18 protein-coding genes and 1 tRNA gene are annotated in these 15962 nt (G+C 67.6%); 16 read left to right on the top strand and 3 right to left on the bottom strand.

The genetic code is table 11. The features are described from left to right. Nucleotides 1-38 precede the first annotated feature (38 nt). Genes proB through OG474_RS31420 form a run of 3 tightly spaced genes read left to right on the top strand, consistent with a single transcriptional unit; the run spans nucleotide 39 to nucleotide 2964 of the window. A complete protein-coding gene (proB, locus tag OG474_RS31410) occupies nucleotides 39-1151 on the top strand; it encodes a glutamate 5-kinase (protein WP_405057219.1) in 1113 nt (370 codons plus the stop codon). Further along, nucleotides 1148-1723 (top strand): HXXEE domain-containing protein, encoded by a 576-nt coding sequence (locus OG474_RS31415; RefSeq protein WP_405057220.1) that lies wholly within the window; start codon nucleotides 1148-1150, stop codon nucleotides 1721-1723. The genes proB and OG474_RS31415 overlap by 4 nt, the downstream gene beginning before the upstream one ends. Then, complete coding sequence (locus OG474_RS31420; RefSeq protein ID WP_405057221.1) at nucleotides 1720-2964, top strand: glutamate-5-semialdehyde dehydrogenase; 1245 nt, start codon at nucleotides 1720-1722, stop codon at nucleotides 2962-2964. The genes OG474_RS31415 and OG474_RS31420 overlap by 4 nt, the downstream gene beginning before the upstream one ends. Here the strand turns inward: OG474_RS31420 and OG474_RS31425 are convergent. After that, a complete protein-coding gene (locus OG474_RS31425; protein WP_405057222.1) occupies nucleotides 2949-3617 on the bottom strand; it encodes a 4'-phosphopantetheinyl transferase family protein in 669 nt (222 codons plus the stop codon). The two genes, OG474_RS31420 and OG474_RS31425, sit on opposite strands and share 16 nt — an antisense overlap. After that, nucleotides 3614-4072: an Lrp/AsnC family transcriptional regulator gene (locus OG474_RS31430; protein ID WP_405057223.1), complete on the bottom strand. Its 459-nt coding sequence runs from the start codon at nucleotides 4070-4072 to the stop codon at nucleotides 3614-3616. Before OG474_RS31430 ends, OG474_RS31425 begins: the two co-directional genes overlap by 4 nt. A gap of 147 nt (nucleotides 4073-4219) precedes the next feature. Here OG474_RS31430 and OG474_RS31435 point away from each other — a divergent pair, with 147 nt between their 5' ends. The 7 genes from OG474_RS31435 (at nucleotide 4220) to OG474_RS31465 (ending at nucleotide 9677) form a co-directional block, all read left to right on the top strand. After that, nucleotides 4220-4348: a hypothetical protein gene (locus tag OG474_RS31435; protein ID WP_405057224.1), complete on the top strand. Its 129-nt coding sequence runs from the start codon at nucleotides 4220-4222 to the stop codon at nucleotides 4346-4348. An 80-nt stretch (nucleotides 4349-4428) separates the two neighbouring features. Beyond that, nucleotides 4429-4584: a hypothetical protein gene (locus tag OG474_RS31440; protein ID WP_405057225.1), complete on the top strand. Its 156-nt coding sequence runs from the start codon at nucleotides 4429-4431 to the stop codon at nucleotides 4582-4584. A 37-nt stretch (nucleotides 4585-4621) separates the two neighbouring features. Next, nucleotides 4622-5197, top strand: coding sequence for a nicotinate-nucleotide adenylyltransferase (nadD, locus tag OG474_RS31445; protein WP_405064633.1), 576 nt, complete (start codon nucleotides 4622-4624; stop codon nucleotides 5195-5197). 29 nt (nucleotides 5198-5226) lie between these two features. Further along, a complete protein-coding gene (rsfS, locus tag OG474_RS31450; RefSeq protein WP_405057226.1) occupies nucleotides 5227-5637 on the top strand; it encodes a ribosome silencing factor in 411 nt (136 codons plus the stop codon). Continuing rightward, entirely contained in the window at nucleotides 5634-6284 is a 651-nt protein-coding gene (locus OG474_RS31455; RefSeq protein WP_405057227.1) for a histidine phosphatase family protein, read from the top strand. Before rsfS ends, OG474_RS31455 begins: the two co-directional genes overlap by 4 nt. A gap of 1344 nt (nucleotides 6285-7628) precedes the next feature. Beyond that, nucleotides 7629-7704: transfer RNA gene (locus OG474_RS31460), tRNA-Ala, on the top strand. Between the two features lie 359 nt (nucleotides 7705-8063). Continuing rightward, nucleotides 8064-9677: a DUF222 domain-containing protein gene (locus OG474_RS31465; protein ID WP_405057228.1), complete on the top strand. Its 1614-nt coding sequence runs from the start codon at nucleotides 8064-8066 to the stop codon at nucleotides 9675-9677. A gap of 329 nt (nucleotides 9678-10006) precedes the next feature. Here the strand turns inward: OG474_RS31465 and OG474_RS31470 are convergent, their stop codons facing one another. Next, nucleotides 10007-11005 (bottom strand): GNAT family N-acetyltransferase, encoded by a 999-nt coding sequence (locus tag OG474_RS31470; protein ID WP_405057229.1) that lies wholly within the window; start codon nucleotides 11003-11005, stop codon nucleotides 10007-10009. 37 nt (nucleotides 11006-11042) lie between these two features. Between OG474_RS31470 and OG474_RS31475 the strand changes: the two genes are divergently transcribed. The 6 genes from OG474_RS31475 to OG474_RS31500 all read left to right on the top strand — a co-directional run bounded on the left by OG474_RS31475 (nucleotide 11043) and on the right by OG474_RS31500 (nucleotide 15892). Beyond that, on the top strand, nucleotides 11043-11831 hold the full coding sequence (locus OG474_RS31475) for a class I SAM-dependent methyltransferase (protein ID WP_405057230.1): 789 nt from the start codon (nucleotides 11043-11045) through the stop codon (nucleotides 11829-11831). A gap of 357 nt (nucleotides 11832-12188) precedes the next feature. Continuing rightward, nucleotides 12189-12953 (top strand): hypothetical protein, encoded by a 765-nt coding sequence (locus tag OG474_RS31480; RefSeq protein ID WP_405057231.1) that lies wholly within the window; start codon nucleotides 12189-12191, stop codon nucleotides 12951-12953. A 149-nt stretch (nucleotides 12954-13102) separates the two neighbouring features. Then, on the top strand, nucleotides 13103-14656 hold the full coding sequence (locus tag OG474_RS31485; protein ID WP_405057232.1) for an MFS transporter: 1554 nt from the start codon (nucleotides 13103-13105) through the stop codon (nucleotides 14654-14656). Nucleotides 14657-14751: 95 nt separating this feature from the next. Further along, on the top strand, nucleotides 14752-15138 hold the full coding sequence (locus OG474_RS31490; RefSeq protein ID WP_405057233.1) for a hypothetical protein: 387 nt from the start codon (nucleotides 14752-14754) through the stop codon (nucleotides 15136-15138). Nucleotides 15139-15151: 13 nt separating this feature from the next. Then, a complete protein-coding gene (locus tag OG474_RS31495; RefSeq protein ID WP_405057234.1) occupies nucleotides 15152-15454 on the top strand; it encodes a hypothetical protein in 303 nt (100 codons plus the stop codon). A 69-nt stretch (nucleotides 15455-15523) separates the two neighbouring features. Then, the gene (locus OG474_RS31500) at nucleotides 15524-15892 is read left to right on the top strand and encodes a YciI family protein (RefSeq protein ID WP_405057235.1); all 369 of its coding nucleotides are present in this window, start codon (nucleotides 15524-15526) and stop codon (nucleotides 15890-15892) included. The last annotated feature ends 70 nt before the right edge of the window (nucleotides 15893-15962 follow it).

Below are 15962 nucleotides of genomic sequence, written 5' to 3' on the forward strand. Positions count from 1 at the left end.
CGACGAATCACCAGACACGACTGAACGGTTGATACCTGATGAACATGCGCGCGGAGGCCGTCGAGGCCACGCGAATTGTCGTCAAGGTCGGCTCGTCGTCGCTGACCCAGCGCGGCCGGATCGACCTGGACCGGCTCCGGCCGCTCGTGGACGCCATCGCGGCGCGCCGGGCGACCGGGACCGAGGTCGTGCTCGTCTCCTCGGGGGCGATCGCGGCCGGGCTGGCGCCGATGGGGCTGCGGTCGCGACCGCGTGACCTGGCGACGCAGCAGGCGGCCGCTTCGGTCGGCCAGGGCGAGCTGATGGCTCGTTACAGCGACGCGTTCGCCGCGCACAACCTGCGGGTCGGTCAGGTGTTGCTGACGGTCGATGACGTTACCCGGCGCAGCCACTACCGCAACGCGTTCCGGACGTTCGCGCGGCTGCTGGAGCTCGGCGTCGTACCGATCGTCAACGAGAACGACACGGTCGCCACCACCGAGATCCGCTTCGGCGACAACGACCGGCTGGCCGCGCTCACCAGCCACCTCGTGCACGCGGATCTCTTGCTGCTGCTCTCGGACGTCGACGGCCTGTACGACGGCGATCCGCGCAAACCGGGCACGACGATGGTCACCGAGGTTCGGGGCGCCGCCGACCTGGAGCCGCTCGCGATCGGTAAGACCGGTTCGTCCGGCGTCGGGACCGGCGGCATGCAGACCAAGGTCGAGGCGGCCGCGATCGCCACCGAGGCCGGGATCCCGGTCGTGCTGACGTCGGCCGCGCTGGTCGCAGACGCCTTGCAGGGCAAGCGTGTCGGCACCCTCTTCCACCCGACCGGCCGTCGCCAGAAGACCCGCATGCTCTGGCTCGCGCACGCCACCTCCGGCGTCGGCATCCTCCGGCTCGACGAGGGCGCGGTCCGCGCGGTCACAGAGCGCCGTACGTCGCTATTGCCCGCCGGTATCACCGCCGTCGAAGGCACCTTCGTGGCCGGCGACCCCGTCGACCTGGTGTCGCCGTCCGGTGTCGTCGTCGCGCGCGGTCTGGTGAACTACGACGCCGCCGAACTCCCCACCCTCCTAGGCCGCTCCACCCGAGACCTAGCCCGCGAACTAGGCCCAGCCTACGAACGCGAGGTAGTCCACCGAGACGATCTGGTGCTGCTGTGAAGCGCGTCGCCTGGGGTCTGCTCGCGGCCTGGATCATCCATGACCTCGAAGAGCTCGTGACCATGTCGCGCTGGTCGCACCAGGCTCCGGCCCAGTTGGCTGAGGCGCTCGACCGCATCAGCCCTGTCGATGCCCAATCGACGTCACTCCGGGCCGCGGCGGCAGCGGAGCGCGCGTTGCCTATGTCGGCGACGGAGGCAGCGACTGCAATCGGTTTGACCGGGCTTGCGATGGCGGCGGCTTCGGCGGCCGGCGCAGCGACGGGTGGGCGGAGCAAGTTCTTCCAGGCTTCGCTGGTGGGCTTCGGGTTGCACGCCGGGACGCATATCGCGCAGTCGGTTGCACTGCGCCGGTATACGCCGGGGCTGGTGACCACGCCGCTGGTGGTGATTCCGTACTCGGTCTGGGCCTGGCGTCAGCTGAAGCGGGCCGGAGTGCCGATCGCGCCGTCCGATCGGCGGCTGAATCTCGCGCTCGCGGCGGTGGTGCCGTTGTCGCACGCGATCGCGCGGTTGCCGCGCCTGAGACGGCGGGGCAGAGAGGGTGGGGTGCGTCCTACGATGAACACGTGAGCGAGATCATCGAGCTGGCCCGGCGGGCGCGGGAAGCGTCGTACGCGTTGGCGGAAGCCTCGCGGGCGACCAAGGACGCGGCACTGCATGCGATGGCAGCGGCCCTGCGAGCGAACACCGAGCCGATCGTGGCCGCGAACGCTCAGGATGTCGCCGCGGCACGCGAGGCCGGTACGCCGGAATCCACCGTCGACCGGTTGGCGCTGGACGCGGGCCGGGTCGACGCGATGGCGGCCGGGCTGGAGCAGTTGGCCGGGCTGACTGATCCGGTCGGCGAGGTGGTCCGCGGGTACACGCTGCCGAACGGGCTCGAGCTTCGTCAGGTCCGGGTCCCGTTCGGGGTCGTCGGGATCATCTACGAGGCCCGGCCGAACGTGACGGCCGACGCGGCCGGCATCTGCTTGAAGTCGGGCAACGCGGTGCTGCTGCGCGGTTCCTCGTCCGCAGCCGCCTCCAATGTCGCGATCATCGCCGTACTGCGGGATGCCGCGGTCTCGGTGGGGTTGCCGGCCGATGTGGTGCAGGGCGTGCCGACGGATCGCGCCGCGGTGAAGGAGCTCATGCAGGCGCGTGGGCTCGTCGACGTGCTGATCCCGCGCGGGGGAGCGGGGCTGATCCAGACCGTGGTCAGCGAGTCGACCGTGCCGGTGATCGAGACGGGCGTCGGGAACTGCCACGTGTACGTCGATGCTGAGGCCGACCTCGATCTCGCGCTGGACATCTTGCTGAACTCGAAGACGCAGCGGCCGAGCGTGTGCAACGCGGCCGAGTCGCTGCTGGTGCACGCCGACGTCGCTCCGGCGTTCTTGGCGCTTGCCCTTCCTGCGCTGGCTTCTGCTGGTGTGACGGTGCACGGCGATCCGACGGTTGTTGCTGCGGGCAAGGACATTGTCGCGGCGACGGACGAGGACTTCGGGACCGAGTACAACTCACTCGACCTGTCGGCGGCGGTGGTCGAGTCGCTGGAGAGCGCCGTACAGCACATCCGTCGCTACAGCTCTGGGCACACGGACGCGATCATCACCCGCTCGCAGGCGGCCGCGCGGCGCTTCGTGCAGGCGGTCGACTCGGCGGCGGTCGTGGTGAACGCGAGCACGCGGTTCACCGACGGCGGCGAGTTCGGCTTCGGCGCCGAGATCGGGATCTCCACCCAGAAGCTGCACGCCCGCGGCCCGATGGGTCTGCCGGAGATGACCTCGACCAAGTACGTCGTCACCGGCGAAGGTCAAACCCGGAACTGATCGACCACCACCGTGATCGGCTCGGCGCTCAGGACCGCCAGGGCCGCCCGGTGGTCGGCATCGATCTCCAGGTCGCTGAGCTGCGCCGGCCCGCCGTCCCAGCTGACCACGGCGGGCGGCTGATCCGGCGCACTCACCACCACGGTCCACAGCGCGGTCCCGAGCCCGGCGCCGGTCGCCTTGACCAGCGCCTCCTTTCGCGTCCAGTACCGCGTGAATGCCCGCGCCTTGTCGATCCCGTCATACCGCTTGAGCTCCTGCAGTTCCTCCGGCGCGAGGCTCATCCCCGCAACCCCGTCGACCTCCTGCACGGAGTCGATCCGCTCCACATCGAGCCCGACCGGCGCCGTACCGATCGCCAAGCCAACCCAGTCGCCCGAATGCGACACCGACAACTCGACCCCCTCGGCGCGCACCTTCCCATGCGGCTTCCCGCAGTCGGGACACCTCCGATCCAGTACGACGCTCGCCGGCGGCACGGACATGCGTTCCCCGAGCAATCGCCGTACCAGCGTCACCCCCAGCAGGAATCGCGCCTTGTCAGCATCCCGCCGGTACCGCGCGTACCGCTCCTGCTCGACCACGTTCAGGTCGGCCAGGAACTCCTCCCGAGCCTGCCCGATTCCCGCCCACCACACCTCGACCTCGCTCATGCCGGGGGCTCCGGCAGCGGCGCCGGGCGGCCTTCCCAGCGGGTGGAGAGGACGACCGTGGTGCGGGTCCGGACGACGCCGTTCACGCGGCGCAGGGAGCCGACCACGGCCTCCAGCTGGCTGACGTCGGCGACGCGGATCTTCACCACGAGCTCCTGGTCGCCGGCGACGAACCAGCAGTCCTCGACCGCGGGGATCTCGCGGACCTGGTCGACGATGTCGTCGGTCTCCACGTCGTCGCGCTGGAACAGGCCGATCAGCGCGCTCGTGCCGAGGCCGACCTCGCTGGGCGCCACGATCGCGCGGTAGCCGAGGAGAACGCCGCGCTCCTCGAGGCGCCGTACCCGCTCCTGGACGCTCGGACCGGACAGTCCGACCACCCGGCCGAGCTCGGCCCAGCTGGAGCGGCCGTTCAGCCGCAAGGCCTCGATCAGCTGCCGATCGATCACGTCCATATGGTGTGAACCTCCTGTTTGCCGCAGATTCGTAGGCATGTGACCCAGTCTGCCTTTAATTCGTTTGTCTGGACCGTCAGATTGTCGTACAATTTGAGGTGTTGGAGCCGTCCGCTCCAACCGAGCAGACAACCCAGTGAAGGAATCATGATCACCCCCGACGTTGCCCGTGCCCACATCGACGAGATGCACCGTGTCGCCGCGCAGTACCAGCGCGCCGCCGCCGTCCCGTCCTTCTGGCGCCGGCTGCTGACCCGTCACGCCCGCACCAACTGATACCGACCTCCTGCGCGACCGGATGGCCACGAGTGCCACCGGTCGCGCTCCTGTGTCCGGTCACGAGATAGGCTCTGCCCATGCTCAAGCTTGTCGTGCCGCAGCTCGCGGCCCTCGAGGAGGCCTCCGAGGCCGCCCACATCTCGCCGTGGTGGTACGGCGGGTTCGCGCTCTTCGTCCTGGTGCTGCTGGTGCTCGTCACCGTGATCCTGGGCAAGGGCCGGCCGCACAGCTGATATGACTGCCGTCGAGCGGGTCCGCCGGCTGGGCGTGATGGGTGGGACGTTCGACCCGATCCACCACGGCCACCTCGTCGCCGCCAGCGAGGTCCAGGCGTACTTCGATCTGGACGAGGTCATCTTCGTCCCGACCGGCCAGCCCTGGCAGAAGCTCGATCGCGACGTCTCCGCGGCCGAGGACCGGTATCTGATGACGGTGATCGCGACCGCCTCGAACCCGCGCTTCTCGGTCAGCCGGGTCGACATCGACCGGCCGGGACCGACGTACACGATCGACACGCTGCGCGACCTGTCCGCGCTCTATCCGGACGCGGAGCTGTTCTTCATCACCGGTGCCGACGCGCTGGCCCAGATCCTCACCTGGCGCGACGTCGACGAGATGTTCAAACTCGCGCAGTTCGTCGGCTGTACGCGGCCCGGGACCGAGAGTCTCGAGCTGCCGCTGGACAAGCTGCCGATGGACCGGATCACCTTGCTGGAAGTCCCGGCGCTGGCGATCTCGTCGACCGAATGCCGCGCCCGGGTCGCCAAGGGCAACCCGACCTGGTATCTCGTCCCGGACGGCATCGTCCAGTACATCGCCAAGCGCGAGCTCTACACCAACCGTTAGACTCTGCAATTTTTTCAAAGGATTAGTTAATGCCAGCCTCAGAACGCGCCATCGAGCTGCTCACCGCGGCCGCCGAGGCTGCCCACGACAAGAAGGCCGAGAACGTCCTCGCCTTCGACGTCTCCGAGCAGCTCGCCATCACCGACGCCTTCCTGGTCGCGTCCGCCTCCAACGACCGTCAGGTGCGCGCCATCGTCGACGCCGTCGAGGAGAAGCTCCGGGTCGACTTCGACGCCAAGCCGGTACGCCGGGAGGGCGCTCGCGAAGGCCGTTGGGTGCTGCTCGACTACCTGGAGATCGTCATCCACGTCCAGCACGACGAGGAGCGCAGCTTCTACTCCCTCGAGCGGCTGTGGCGCGACTGCCCGGTGATCAAGCTGCCGTCCGACGTCCCCGGCGCGGGCCCAGACTCGGGCTCGGCTTCGGGTTCGGCCGAATGACTGTTGGGCGACTGATCGTCTGGCGGCACGGCCGGACCGCGTGGAACCTGCAGGACAAGATCCAGGGCCAGGCCGACATCCCGCTCGACGAGGTAGGCATCGGCCAGGCCCGCGCCGCCGCTGCCCGCCTCGCCGCCCTGGCCCCCACCCGCCTGTTCTCCAGCGACCTCCAGCGCGCCGCCGCCACCGCCGGCGAGCTGGCCGTCCTGACCGGTCTCCCGATCGAGTACGACAAGGCCCTGCGCGAGATCGACGTCGACGACTGGGCCGGCCTGACCCAGGCCGAACTGGCCGCCCGCAACCCCGAGGCCGCCGCCCGCATCAAAGCCGGCGAATCCCAGCGCCGCGGCACCGCCGGCGAAACCGTCGAAGAAGTAGCCGCCCGGTTCGCCGAAGCCCTCACCCGCATCTGCGTCCAGGGCGAGGCCTCCGACACCACAGTCATCGCCACCCACGGCCTGGCCGCCCGCGTAGGCATCTGCCGCTTCCTATCCATCCCAGACCCCCACTGGCCCGCCTTCGGCGGCCTCTCCAACTGCAACTGGGTCTCCCTCCTCCCCAGCACCCGCACCAACCGCTGGCGCATCGAAGAATGGAACGCCGGCTCCCTCCCCGAACCAGTAATGTCCGACGACCCCCAACGCTAAAGCCACCGCTCCGCGGCGCCCCCTTCAGTCGCCTCCGGCGACAACCTCGGCCGTGGTTCCGCCGACTGCCGTGGCCGACGGACTGGCCAGCCGGCCACCAGCCCGCATTCCTCACGAGCCTGAGGGTCACGGAGACCTACTGCCCCCAGGTGCCTGTTGCGATATCGCCGCAGGTGATCGGTCGCGGTGGCTGAGGTCTTCGCCTGGCCAGGAGCCCCTCCTCCCCGAATGCGCGCGTCCCATCCGTCCGCTCGCATTCGGCCGGCGTCGTACTCGCTGGCTGATCGCCGCTGCGGCCGGTTCTACTGAAGCGGGTGGCTGGGGTGGTCTTCGGCTGGGCCGGATGGCGAGGCCGGTGACCGAGGTTCCCCGTTGCTTGTGGCTGACGGGTTGTAGTTGCTCCCGACGGCGAGGAGGCCTGTCAGGTGACCCGCCGCCGCGGTTGACCACTGCGGTTGGGGTTGTCTGCCAGCCTGCGGCATTTGGCTGGATATCCGTTCAAGTTGACCCTTCTCTGCCCAAAATTTGAGGGGAGAACCGTCAACTTGCGGGGAGATCCCCTCGTTTTCCGGCGCCGCAACCGAAGCCCGGAAGCTCAGGCGACGGGCACGCGGTCACCAGCCTCGCCATCCCCCTCAGCCCCAGGCGACGCCCGCTTAGCGCTTCAGTAAGTCGGCCGCCGCGGCGGCCAGCCACCGGGTACGTGTCCGGCCTGTCCGGTGCGGCGCGAATCGGGAGCACACCAACCACCTCTGCGGGGATCTACTGCCACCCAGAGCCTGTTGCGTTATCTCTCCCCAAACCGGTTCGGGGAGAGTTTCGTCATCCTGGAAGGCGAACCGGGGAGCGTTCACCCCCCGAATCGGTCCCAAATCCTCCCCGAACCGGTTTGGGGAGGATGCCGCCGGCCAAATCGCAACAGGCTCATAGCGGCAGCAATCATCCGTGAACCCGCACCAACCCCGACCAGTCACCGGATTGCAGTCACCAACGCCACGCCGATTTTGCCGGCTGACGCGATGCCATCCTTCCGCCGCAGGTGAGGTCAGTGACCGAGCACACCATCCCGCCCAGCCGCAAGCCGCGCCAGCCACTCTGGCTTCCGTAGGACCGGCCGCCGCGGCGGCCAGCCACCGTGTACGACGCCGGCCGGATCCGAGCAGTCGGATTGGGCGACTGCCCTCGGGGACGGTGTGCCCAGGTGCATCAACTCTCAGGGCGGTAGTGCAAGCCTGACACCCTTGGGGAGCGTGTCATCTAGCTCACCGTCTGCAGCCAGGTATCCGATTTTTCTTCTCCGCCCCCTATCCGCTAAGCTTTCGGAGTCGCAAGGAACTACACCGCGGGGCTTTGGCGCAGTTGGTAGCGCGCTTCCATGGCATGGAAGAGGTCAGGGGTTCGAATCCCCTAAGCTCCACCACAGGTCAAGGGCCGGTTCTCCACTCGGAGAACCGGCCCTTTTTCATGACCTGAGTGACTAAGTGAGTGACCGTCTCGGTTGCCTGAGCGCTCTTGTGGCCGACTTGGCTACCGCATCTAAGGTTGGCACCTCCCTGCGGGAGCAGGGGCTGAGGTGCGAGAGCTTTCACTATCCGGTGGATTTGGGGTGCTCGGTGACGAAAATCCACCGACCAAGGCCACCACCAACACCCCCGACCGACCAACCAGGTGTGGGCAAGTTGAGCAGGCAACCAGCCCACACCAACAGCCCACACATCCCTTGTAGATAAAGGGTTCTGGGCTCGAAAACTGTCGGTGGACGTGTCTATGCTCTGAGGTATGGAGATCATGGCGATGCCACCGGTGTACACACAGAGCGGCAGCGAACTGCTGTCAGCTCTCGACACCGCGCAGGTCATCAAGTCCCTGATCGCGACCTGGGAACTCGAAGCCATGGCCCGCCTCGACCAGCTGGGCACCGCCCAAGACCTCGGCGCCCGCGACACCACCGAACTCCTCGCCCACCGCTACCAGCTCATCCCCACCGACGTCCGCAAAGACCTTGCCTTCGCCAAGGCCCTACCCAAATATCAGGCGGTGGCCGACGCGCTACCCGACCCCGCAAACCCCACGGAACCGGCGACCCTGAACCCGGACCTGGCCAAGGTCATCGTGTCGACCCTGGAAAAGGCGCCCTCCACGGTCCCGGTCGACGTCCTCGACGTCGCCGAACGCGAAATGATCCAGGCCGCCCAACACACCAACCCCCGCGAACTCGCCAAATTCGGCCGCGACGTCCTCGCCCGCCTCGACACCGACGGCCCGGAACCGGCCGAGGACGAAGCCCAGGCGAAACGGTCACTGCGGCTACGGGACGTCGAAGGCGGCGTGAAGATCTCCGGGTTCCTGCCCGGCGCCACCGGCGAACAGTTCAAGACCCAGGTCCACACCCTCGCCGCGCCGCACAAGACGGTCGATGGTGAACGTGACCCGCGGTCTCTGGAAGAGCGCCAAGCCGATGCGTTGGCGGTGATCTCGGACGCCGCGGCAGGCAACCCCGACTACCCCGGCGTTCCACACCTGACCGTCACCATCGACTTCAACGACCTCAAAAACGCTCTCACAGACATCCCCGACGCCTTCAACAGCAGCGCAGTCCATGCGACCGGTGCTGCCGGTGGATCGGGTGCCACCAGTGCGGCCGGTGGATCGGGTGGGATGGGTGAGTTGGTGTTCGGCGGGAACCTGTCCGCGGGTGCTGTCCGGCTGCTGGCCTGTGATGCGGCGATCTTGCCGATTGTGCTGGGTGGGGATTCGCAGCCGCTGGATGTCGGCACCGAGCAGCGGTTCGTGAACCGCTACATTCGCCGGGCGTTGAACAAGCGCGACAAGGGTTGCGTGGTGTGTAAGGCGCCGCCGTGGATGTGTCATGCCCACCACGTGATCCATTGGGTCGACGGCGGACCGACCAGCCTGCAGAATCTCGCTCTGGTGTGTGCTGCGCACCACCGCGCGGTCCATAAGAACCAGTGGACCATCACCATTAGTGGCGGTGTTGTCCAGGTCACCCGGCCGAGCTGGGCAGATCCGCCGCCGCCCACCGCTGCGGACCTTGCTGCCATGGCCGCATGGGTCACCCCAGCCACCACGACTGGCGCCAACGCTGGTGGGGACAGTGGCGGCGGACCCAGTGCCGGCAGGGCAGGTCCGGGCACGGGTGGTGACAGCGCGGCTGATGCCGACGCGGGCGATGTCGGCGCGGCTCGTTTCAGCTGGGGCGATGCCGGGAGCGATCCGGTATACGAGCAGCCGACCCGGCTCCCTGCGGCCAGTGCTGTGCCCAACCCCGCGCTTGTCGCTGCCCGCGAAGCTTTCCGCGAACGGCTCCTCGCACTCGCACCCGACTACATCGACCCCTGGGGCACCGACGACACCCCTGCAGCCGGACCATAAGCCGCCGGACTCCTGGTGGTTCGCGGCACCGACCCCTGCCACCGCCGCCACCGGGCTCGAGACGGCAGCTGGCGCTCGTGGATCACCAACCACAGCGCCGGATCAGCCATGCCATGCGCACACGCCCCCGAGGCCAGCGACCACCGCCAGGGATGGCTGCGGGCCGCATGATCCCCGGCGGGCAATCGCAACGTCCGGTAGCCGCGCACCGCGTGACCGGGGGCCCTGCGAACGCGGCGTCGGTTGACCGGGTGCCGCGCGATCCCTGTGCCGGGTCGGCGCGCGTCGTACGATCCAGGGCTGACACCACGACGCTGAACGAGGGCTACTCAGAGGTGGAGGCGCTTTGCTAGGTCGGCGAGTTCGATGGTGACGAGGAGGCGTCGGGTTAGCTCTCGGAAGCCGGTGCGGGCGTTGACGGCTCGCATTCCGGTGTTGGCGACGGCGGTGGTGCTGGAGAGGCGGCGTACGGTCGGCAACTCGTTGGCTAGTCGGAGGGCCATGGCGGCCTTTACCCAAGTTGCCAGTCCGTGTCGGCGGTGCTCATGTAGGACGACTGTGTCCTCCTGGCTGACGTCCACGGTTGAGCGTCCGACCTCCACCGCAGTGAATGCCGCGACGGTGGACGTGCCGGCGATGACGGCGGCGGTGACCCATAGGTCGGCGCCGTGGTCGGCGCGTTCGCGTTCGGTCTGGCGTACGAGGTCGCGGTCCCAGGCTGCGACGGCACCCGGCGGCAGATGGTTGTTTGGTGCATCGGCGATCGCGCGTTTGGCCAAGGCGTAGGAGTCGACCAGGAGGTCCGGCGTGCGGCCGGACCATTGCACCAACTGGTAGCCGTCATGGGTGGTGGCGACGGTCCGCTCCAGGGGAGCGCGGTCGAGGGTCGCGAAGTCCAGCACGTTGATGACCAGCTCATCACCGACCGTGGCGCCGAGACGGAGGGCGTAGCTCGCGCCGGGTGTATCCGCGAGGACTGTGGTGGCGAGAATCTCCACACCTGCGGCCCGCTGATCACGGACTACTTCCGTGAGGAGCGCTCGACCGACGCCATGGCCACGTAGGCCTGGCAGGACGTAGATCCGGGCAAAGGCAGTCTTCGGCTCGCCGGCGGGACGAACTTCCGCGGCGCCGACCAGCGTGCCGGCGAGATCACCGGACCACCGAGTCGTCCTCGGGTCGAAGCGCAGACGCCCCGGGGTAGGTGCGGGAGCGTACTCTCCGCGCTCGATCGCTCCCACCGTACGCATCACGTCGCTCCAGGCCGCAAGCCGCGACTCATCGACCTCAGGCCGCAGAACGTCAACGCCGACATCGGTAGCTCGCACAGCCTCAGCCTAAATGGCGGGGATTAGCATTCGGCGCATGAATGAGCCGCGCACGGATCCGGTCGCCCACAACCGGCAAGCCTGGGATCGCGAGGTGGAGAAGGCCAATCCTTGGACGCGGCCGGTGACACCCGAGGTGGTCGCGAAGGCGCGGGCCGGTGAGTGGTCGATCGTCCTGATGGGGGACGCGCCGGTCGACCCGACCTGGTTTCCTCCGGACCTCGCCGACTGCGACGTACTCTGCCTCGCCTCCGGCGGTGGGCAGCAGGGGCCGGTGCTTGCCGCGGCCGGTGCGCGGGTGACCGTCTTCGACAACTCGCCCGGCCAGCTCGCGCAGGACGAGATGGTCGCCGTACGGGATGGGCTCGAAATAAAGACAGTGCTCGGTGACGCGCGCGATCTGCGCGCGTTCCCGGACGCCTCGTTCGACCTGGTCGTGCACCCGGTCTCCAACCTCTTCATCCCCGAACTGGCCCCGGTATGGCGAGAGTGCTGCCGCGTGCTGCGGCCGGGTGGCACGCTGCTATCCGGCTTCGTCAACCCGGACGTCTACCTCTTCGATGCGGAGGCGATGGAAGGGCGCGAGCTGGTCGTGCGGCACCGCCTGCCGTACAGCGACGTCACCCATCTGGAACCAGGCGAGCGGGAGCGGCTGTGGGGCGCCGACTCGCCACTTGAGTACAGCCACACGCTCGCCGAGCAGATCGGCGGGCAGACCGCCGTGGGGTTCGCCATTACCGGCTTCGCCGAGGCGCCACACCAGTCGGAGATCACGGCCGGCTGGCTGCCTGGCTACTTCGCCACCAAGGCCGTCAAGTTGTCCTAGGGCACCGGTCTGTCGTCGTGCTCAAGAGAGGTTGGTGCTTTGGTGGACTTCGATTCGCGGGTGGCTGGCTACGGTGCGGTTTCTGGTTCGTTGGCGCTGCGCAGTGATGGTGAGTTGCGGGACCTTGTGGATGCGGCGGCGCCATTGGGGGCTGGCATTGGCGGTACGTCGGCATTACTGGAGGTGGAAGGGAGCCGGGTATTCGTCAAGCGGTTGCCGCTGACGGATCTGGAGTTGCGACCGGAGAACGTGCGGTCGACGGCGAACCTCTTTGAGCTGCCGACCTTCTGTCATCCCGGCCTCGGGGTCCCTGGGGGTCCGGGGTGGGGGGCCTGGCGGGAGTTGGCGGTGCACACCATGACGACGAACTGGGTGCTCGCGCGGGAGCATGAGGGCTTCCCGCTGATGTATCACTGGCGCGTGCTGCCGGACCCCGGTCAGGCGCTGCCTGAGGAGCTGGCAGACGTGGAGAAGGTCGTCGCCTACTGGGAAGGCGCCCCGCAGGTACGGCGACGGCTCGAAGCGTTGCGGGATGCCTCGGCGAGCGTCGTACTGTTCCTGGAATACATCCCGCAGAACCTGCATGACTGGCTGGATGTTCAGGTCAAGGCTGACGATGAGACGGCCGAGCGGGCATGCACCATGGTGCTGAACGAGCTCGAGGCCGGGACCGCGTTCATGAACGGCCGCGGTCTCCTGCATTTCGACGGCCACTTCCAGAACATCTTGACCGACGGGGAGCGACTGTTCTTCGCGGACTACGGCCTCGCGATCTCGTCGGAGTTCGACCTGTCGAAGGACGAGGTCGACTTCTTCGCCGAGCACCAGACCTATGACCGTGCCTACACGCTCACGCACCTGGTGCAGTGGCTCGTCACCGCCCTGTACGGCTATCAGCGGGATGAGCGCATCGCGTTCGTGCAGGCCTGCGCCCGAGGCGAACGGCCAACGGGAATTCCGCCGCAGATCGCGGACATCCTCCTCCGTCACGCCGCGCTCGCCGCGGTCATGACGGACTACTACCGCCGGTTCCGCGTCGAGAGCCGGCAGACCCCGTACCCCCTGGAAGGGATCCTGCGAGGGCATGAACTTCGCCCGGACGCAACTCTCCCGAAGCCATGAAATAGTTCGCATGGCAAATCCCTGAAAGGGCATAGAAAACGCTGTCCCAGCAAGGATTGTGACGAGAAATACTGCGCTTGACAATGCGGTCGGATGCTCTTTATGGTCCTGGCGTTCAGGTTCTCTCCGACCGCTATTCAAAGGTGTATATGACCGCGCCTCAGGCATTGCCGAAGTTCCGGCAGCAGTTGATTCTTTCCGTTCTCATGGTGTGTTCGGTGCTGATCTGGCTGGACAACACCGTCCTGAGTACCACCCTGGAGACCCTCGCCGACCCGGTCCGTGGGCTGGGGGCCAACCCCGGTCAGCTGCAATGGGCGACCGGTTCGTACACGCTGGCCTTCGCCACCTTGATGTTCACGGCAGGCGCGTTGGGTGATCGCTTCGGTCACCGGACTGTGTTCGCCACCGGCTTGGTGGTCTTCGCCGCGGCCTCGCTCTGGGCGGCGTACGCGAACGATGCGGGTCAGCTGATTGCGGCTCGTGCTGCGATGGGTGTCGGCAGCGCGCTGATCACGCCCGCCATGCTGGCCATCCTGATGTGGACCTTCACCGGCCCCGCGCGGGCCGCCGCGATCGGCATCTTCTCGACGTCGGCCGGTGTCGGAATGGCGGCCGGCCCGGTGCTCGCAGGGTTCCTGCTCGGCCATTTCTGGTGGGGTTCGGTCTTTCTGATCAATGTCCCGGTCGCGGCCTTGGCGTTGGCCGGGCTCGCCGTACTGGTCCCGAATTTCCGCAGCCCCACCCGGCGGCCGCTGGACCCCGCGGGAATGTTGTTGTCGATCAGTGGGCTCGTGGCGTTGGCCTACGGGCTGATCCGGGCGGGACAAGTGGCTGTGTGGACCCGTACCGATGTCTGGGCGCCGATCGTTGGCGGTCTGCTCCTGCTGGCCGTTTTCGTGCTCGTCGAGCTACGTGTCAAAGTGCCCAGCTTTGATCCGCGATTGCTCGCGCAACGCACCTTCGGCGGCGGCAATGCGGCGCTCGGATTGCTGCTCTTCGCGGTGGCCGCCATCACCTTCTACAACGCGTTCTACCTGCAAGGCGCGCTCGGGTTCTCGCCGCTGAAGGCGGGCCTGGCCAACATCCCGACCGCAGCCGGCGCGCTCGCGGGAGCGCCACTTGCCACCCACCTGGTACGCCGCCTCTCGCTCAGGGTCGTCGCCGTACCAGCGCTCACCGTGGCAGCGCTCACCATGGGCGGGTATGCGGTCCTCGGACTGCACACCTCGCTCGTCTGGATCGAGATCCTGCTGCTGATCCAGGGGCTCTCGATCGGCATGGTGATCGGCCCCGTGACGGCCGCACTGATCAGCAACCTCCCGCTGGACCGGGCCGGTGCAGGATCAGCCGTCACCAACACCGTCCGGCAAACCGGCAGCGTGTTCGGGATCGCCGTCGGCGGCTCGATCCTGTCGATCGTCTACCGACAGGCGATCGAACCCTCGCTAACCGGCGTACCCGGTCCGCTGCAGGAGCAGGCCCGGGTCTCCGCCGAACAAGCCCGCCACCTCGGCCAGCCCGCACTTGTTCAGGCGGCCGACAACGCATTCATCCACGCCATGCACGTAGGCGCGGTGTGGATCGCAGCCATCGCCCTCCTCGGCGCAATCGTGCTGCTGCTGACTTTGCCCGCAGCCCGAAAGGAGAAGGACCTTATTGCGCCAGGGTTGGGCAGCGGTGGGACCAAGATTGCTGCGTGATCTCGTCGATGATGAAGCGGGCCACGTCGGCGCGGGTGATCTGCCAGCCGTCCTCGGGGGGCTCCTTGTCGGTGGTGGCCTCTAGAGTTCTCCGAGTGAAGATCTGGAGCGCGCCGCCGACCAGGGCGGACGTCGAGGCCGTCGTCGACGGGTACTTCGCTCTGCTGCGCGCCGCGAAGCTGGAAGAGCTCGAGCAACTCGTCGAAGAGCACGGTACGGCGCATGTCCTCAAGGCACTGTGGAGCGAATCGGCCGGTGTCGGCCCCGACAGGGATCGCCGCAAAGCAGCGGGCGAGTGGAAGGAAGACCTCTCCTGGCTCGGCGAGCTGGCGCGAGCCGACATCACGTGGAGTATCAACGGCGGCGTCAGTCCGTACGTCGAGATCAGCTACCGCGGCCGGATCCTCGACGTCGCCCTGAGCTTCCACGTCCGCGAGCACGACACAGGCTGGGTCCTCGCAGGCCCCGCGACCTTATGGTGAGGCAAAGGATTTCATGAACCCGAACTGGTTGTTTCTGATCTTGATCCCTGTGGTGCTGCTGTTCGTGCTCGTTCCGATCCTGGTGATGAAGGGCATCCGCAGGCAGGCGCGGAACGGGCTCGGGCCGGCCGTTCTCGGTGCGCCTGGGCAGAATCCGTTCGCCCAGGCGGAGGGGGAGACCCGCGAGGAGTTTGTCCGGCGGCACTGGCAGCGCTCCGGCGTAGTGGCGAACGGGGTGACCCTGGTCGACCTCTACGACCGGATCCGGGTGCTCGAGGAGCGCCTCGCCCGGGCCGAGCAGAATTCCGCATCCTGACCTGTCGAAATCGGTGATCGACGTTCGTTGCCTGGGTGAGAAGGCCACCGGAACACAAGGAGTGCTGAGATGCCGAGGTACCTGATCTCGTTCGAGAAGGGCGCGATGGACCACATCCCCGCGGAGGACTTTCCGCAGGTGGGTGTGGACTCGCACGCGGTCTGCCGCGAGGCCAAGGAGGCCGGCGTCCTGCTCTTCGCCGGCGGCCTGGCCTACGACAACGAGGACCCCCTGTACGCCGCCGACCCCGCCGTAGTCGACACCGACGGCCTGATCACGGACGGCCCCTACCCGGAAACCAAGGAGCTCATCGGCGGCGTCTTCGTCGTCGACGTCCCCACCCGCGAAGAAGCCCTGCACTGGGCCGCCAAGGTGGCCAAGTCCTGCCGCTGCCCCCAGGACGTCCGCATGTTCATGTACGACCCGGAAATGATCTGATCTGTCAATACGCAGGCCGCGATTTCTTGGGGGAGATAGCACTCTGTAGCCCGCCCGGACCGGCCAATAG

Origin of the sequence: Kribbella sp. NBC_01505 (genome assembly GCF_045040285.1) — a bacterium.
Taxonomy (GTDB): Bacteria; Actinomycetota; Actinomycetes; order Propionibacteriales; family Kribbellaceae; genus Kribbella.

What these genes read in the sequence shown, in the direction of transcription:
- proB (WP_405057219.1), top strand. Translation starts at nt 39, where the DNA reads ATGAACATGCGCGCGGAGGCCGTCGAGGCCACGCGAATTGTCGTCAAG.
- OG474_RS31425 (WP_405057222.1), bottom strand. Translation starts at nt 3,617, where the DNA reads ATGAGCGAGGTCGAGGTGTGGTGGGCGGGAATCGGGCAGGCTCGGGAG.
- OG474_RS31430 (WP_405057223.1), bottom strand. Translation starts at nt 4,072, where the DNA reads ATGGACGTGATCGATCGGCAGCTGATCGAGGCCTTGCGGCTGAACGGC.
- OG474_RS31435 (WP_405057224.1), top strand. Translation starts at nt 4,220, where the DNA reads ATGATCACCCCCGACGTTGCCCGTGCCCACATCGACGAGATGCACCGT.
- OG474_RS31440 (WP_405057225.1), top strand. Translation starts at nt 4,429, where the DNA reads ATGCTCAAGCTTGTCGTGCCGCAGCTCGCGGCCCTCGAGGAGGCCTCC.
- nadD (WP_405064633.1), top strand. Translation starts at nt 4,622, where the DNA reads ATGGGTGGGACGTTCGACCCGATCCACCACGGCCACCTCGTCGCCGCC.
- rsfS (WP_405057226.1), top strand. Translation starts at nt 5,227, where the DNA reads ATGCCAGCCTCAGAACGCGCCATCGAGCTGCTCACCGCGGCCGCCGAG.
- OG474_RS31455 (WP_405057227.1), top strand. Translation starts at nt 5,634, where the DNA reads ATGACTGTTGGGCGACTGATCGTCTGGCGGCACGGCCGGACCGCGTGG.
- OG474_RS31465 (WP_405057228.1), top strand. Translation starts at nt 8,064, where the DNA reads ATGGAGATCATGGCGATGCCACCGGTGTACACACAGAGCGGCAGCGAA.
- OG474_RS31475 (WP_405057230.1), top strand. Translation starts at nt 11,043, where the DNA reads ATGAATGAGCCGCGCACGGATCCGGTCGCCCACAACCGGCAAGCCTGG.
- OG474_RS31480 (WP_405057231.1), top strand. Translation starts at nt 12,189, where the DNA reads ATGACGACGAACTGGGTGCTCGCGCGGGAGCATGAGGGCTTCCCGCTG.
- OG474_RS31485 (WP_405057232.1), top strand. Translation starts at nt 13,103, where the DNA reads ATGACCGCGCCTCAGGCATTGCCGAAGTTCCGGCAGCAGTTGATTCTT.
- OG474_RS31495 (WP_405057234.1), top strand. Translation starts at nt 15,152, where the DNA reads ATGAACCCGAACTGGTTGTTTCTGATCTTGATCCCTGTGGTGCTGCTG.
- OG474_RS31500 (WP_405057235.1), top strand. Translation starts at nt 15,524, where the DNA reads ATGCCGAGGTACCTGATCTCGTTCGAGAAGGGCGCGATGGACCACATC.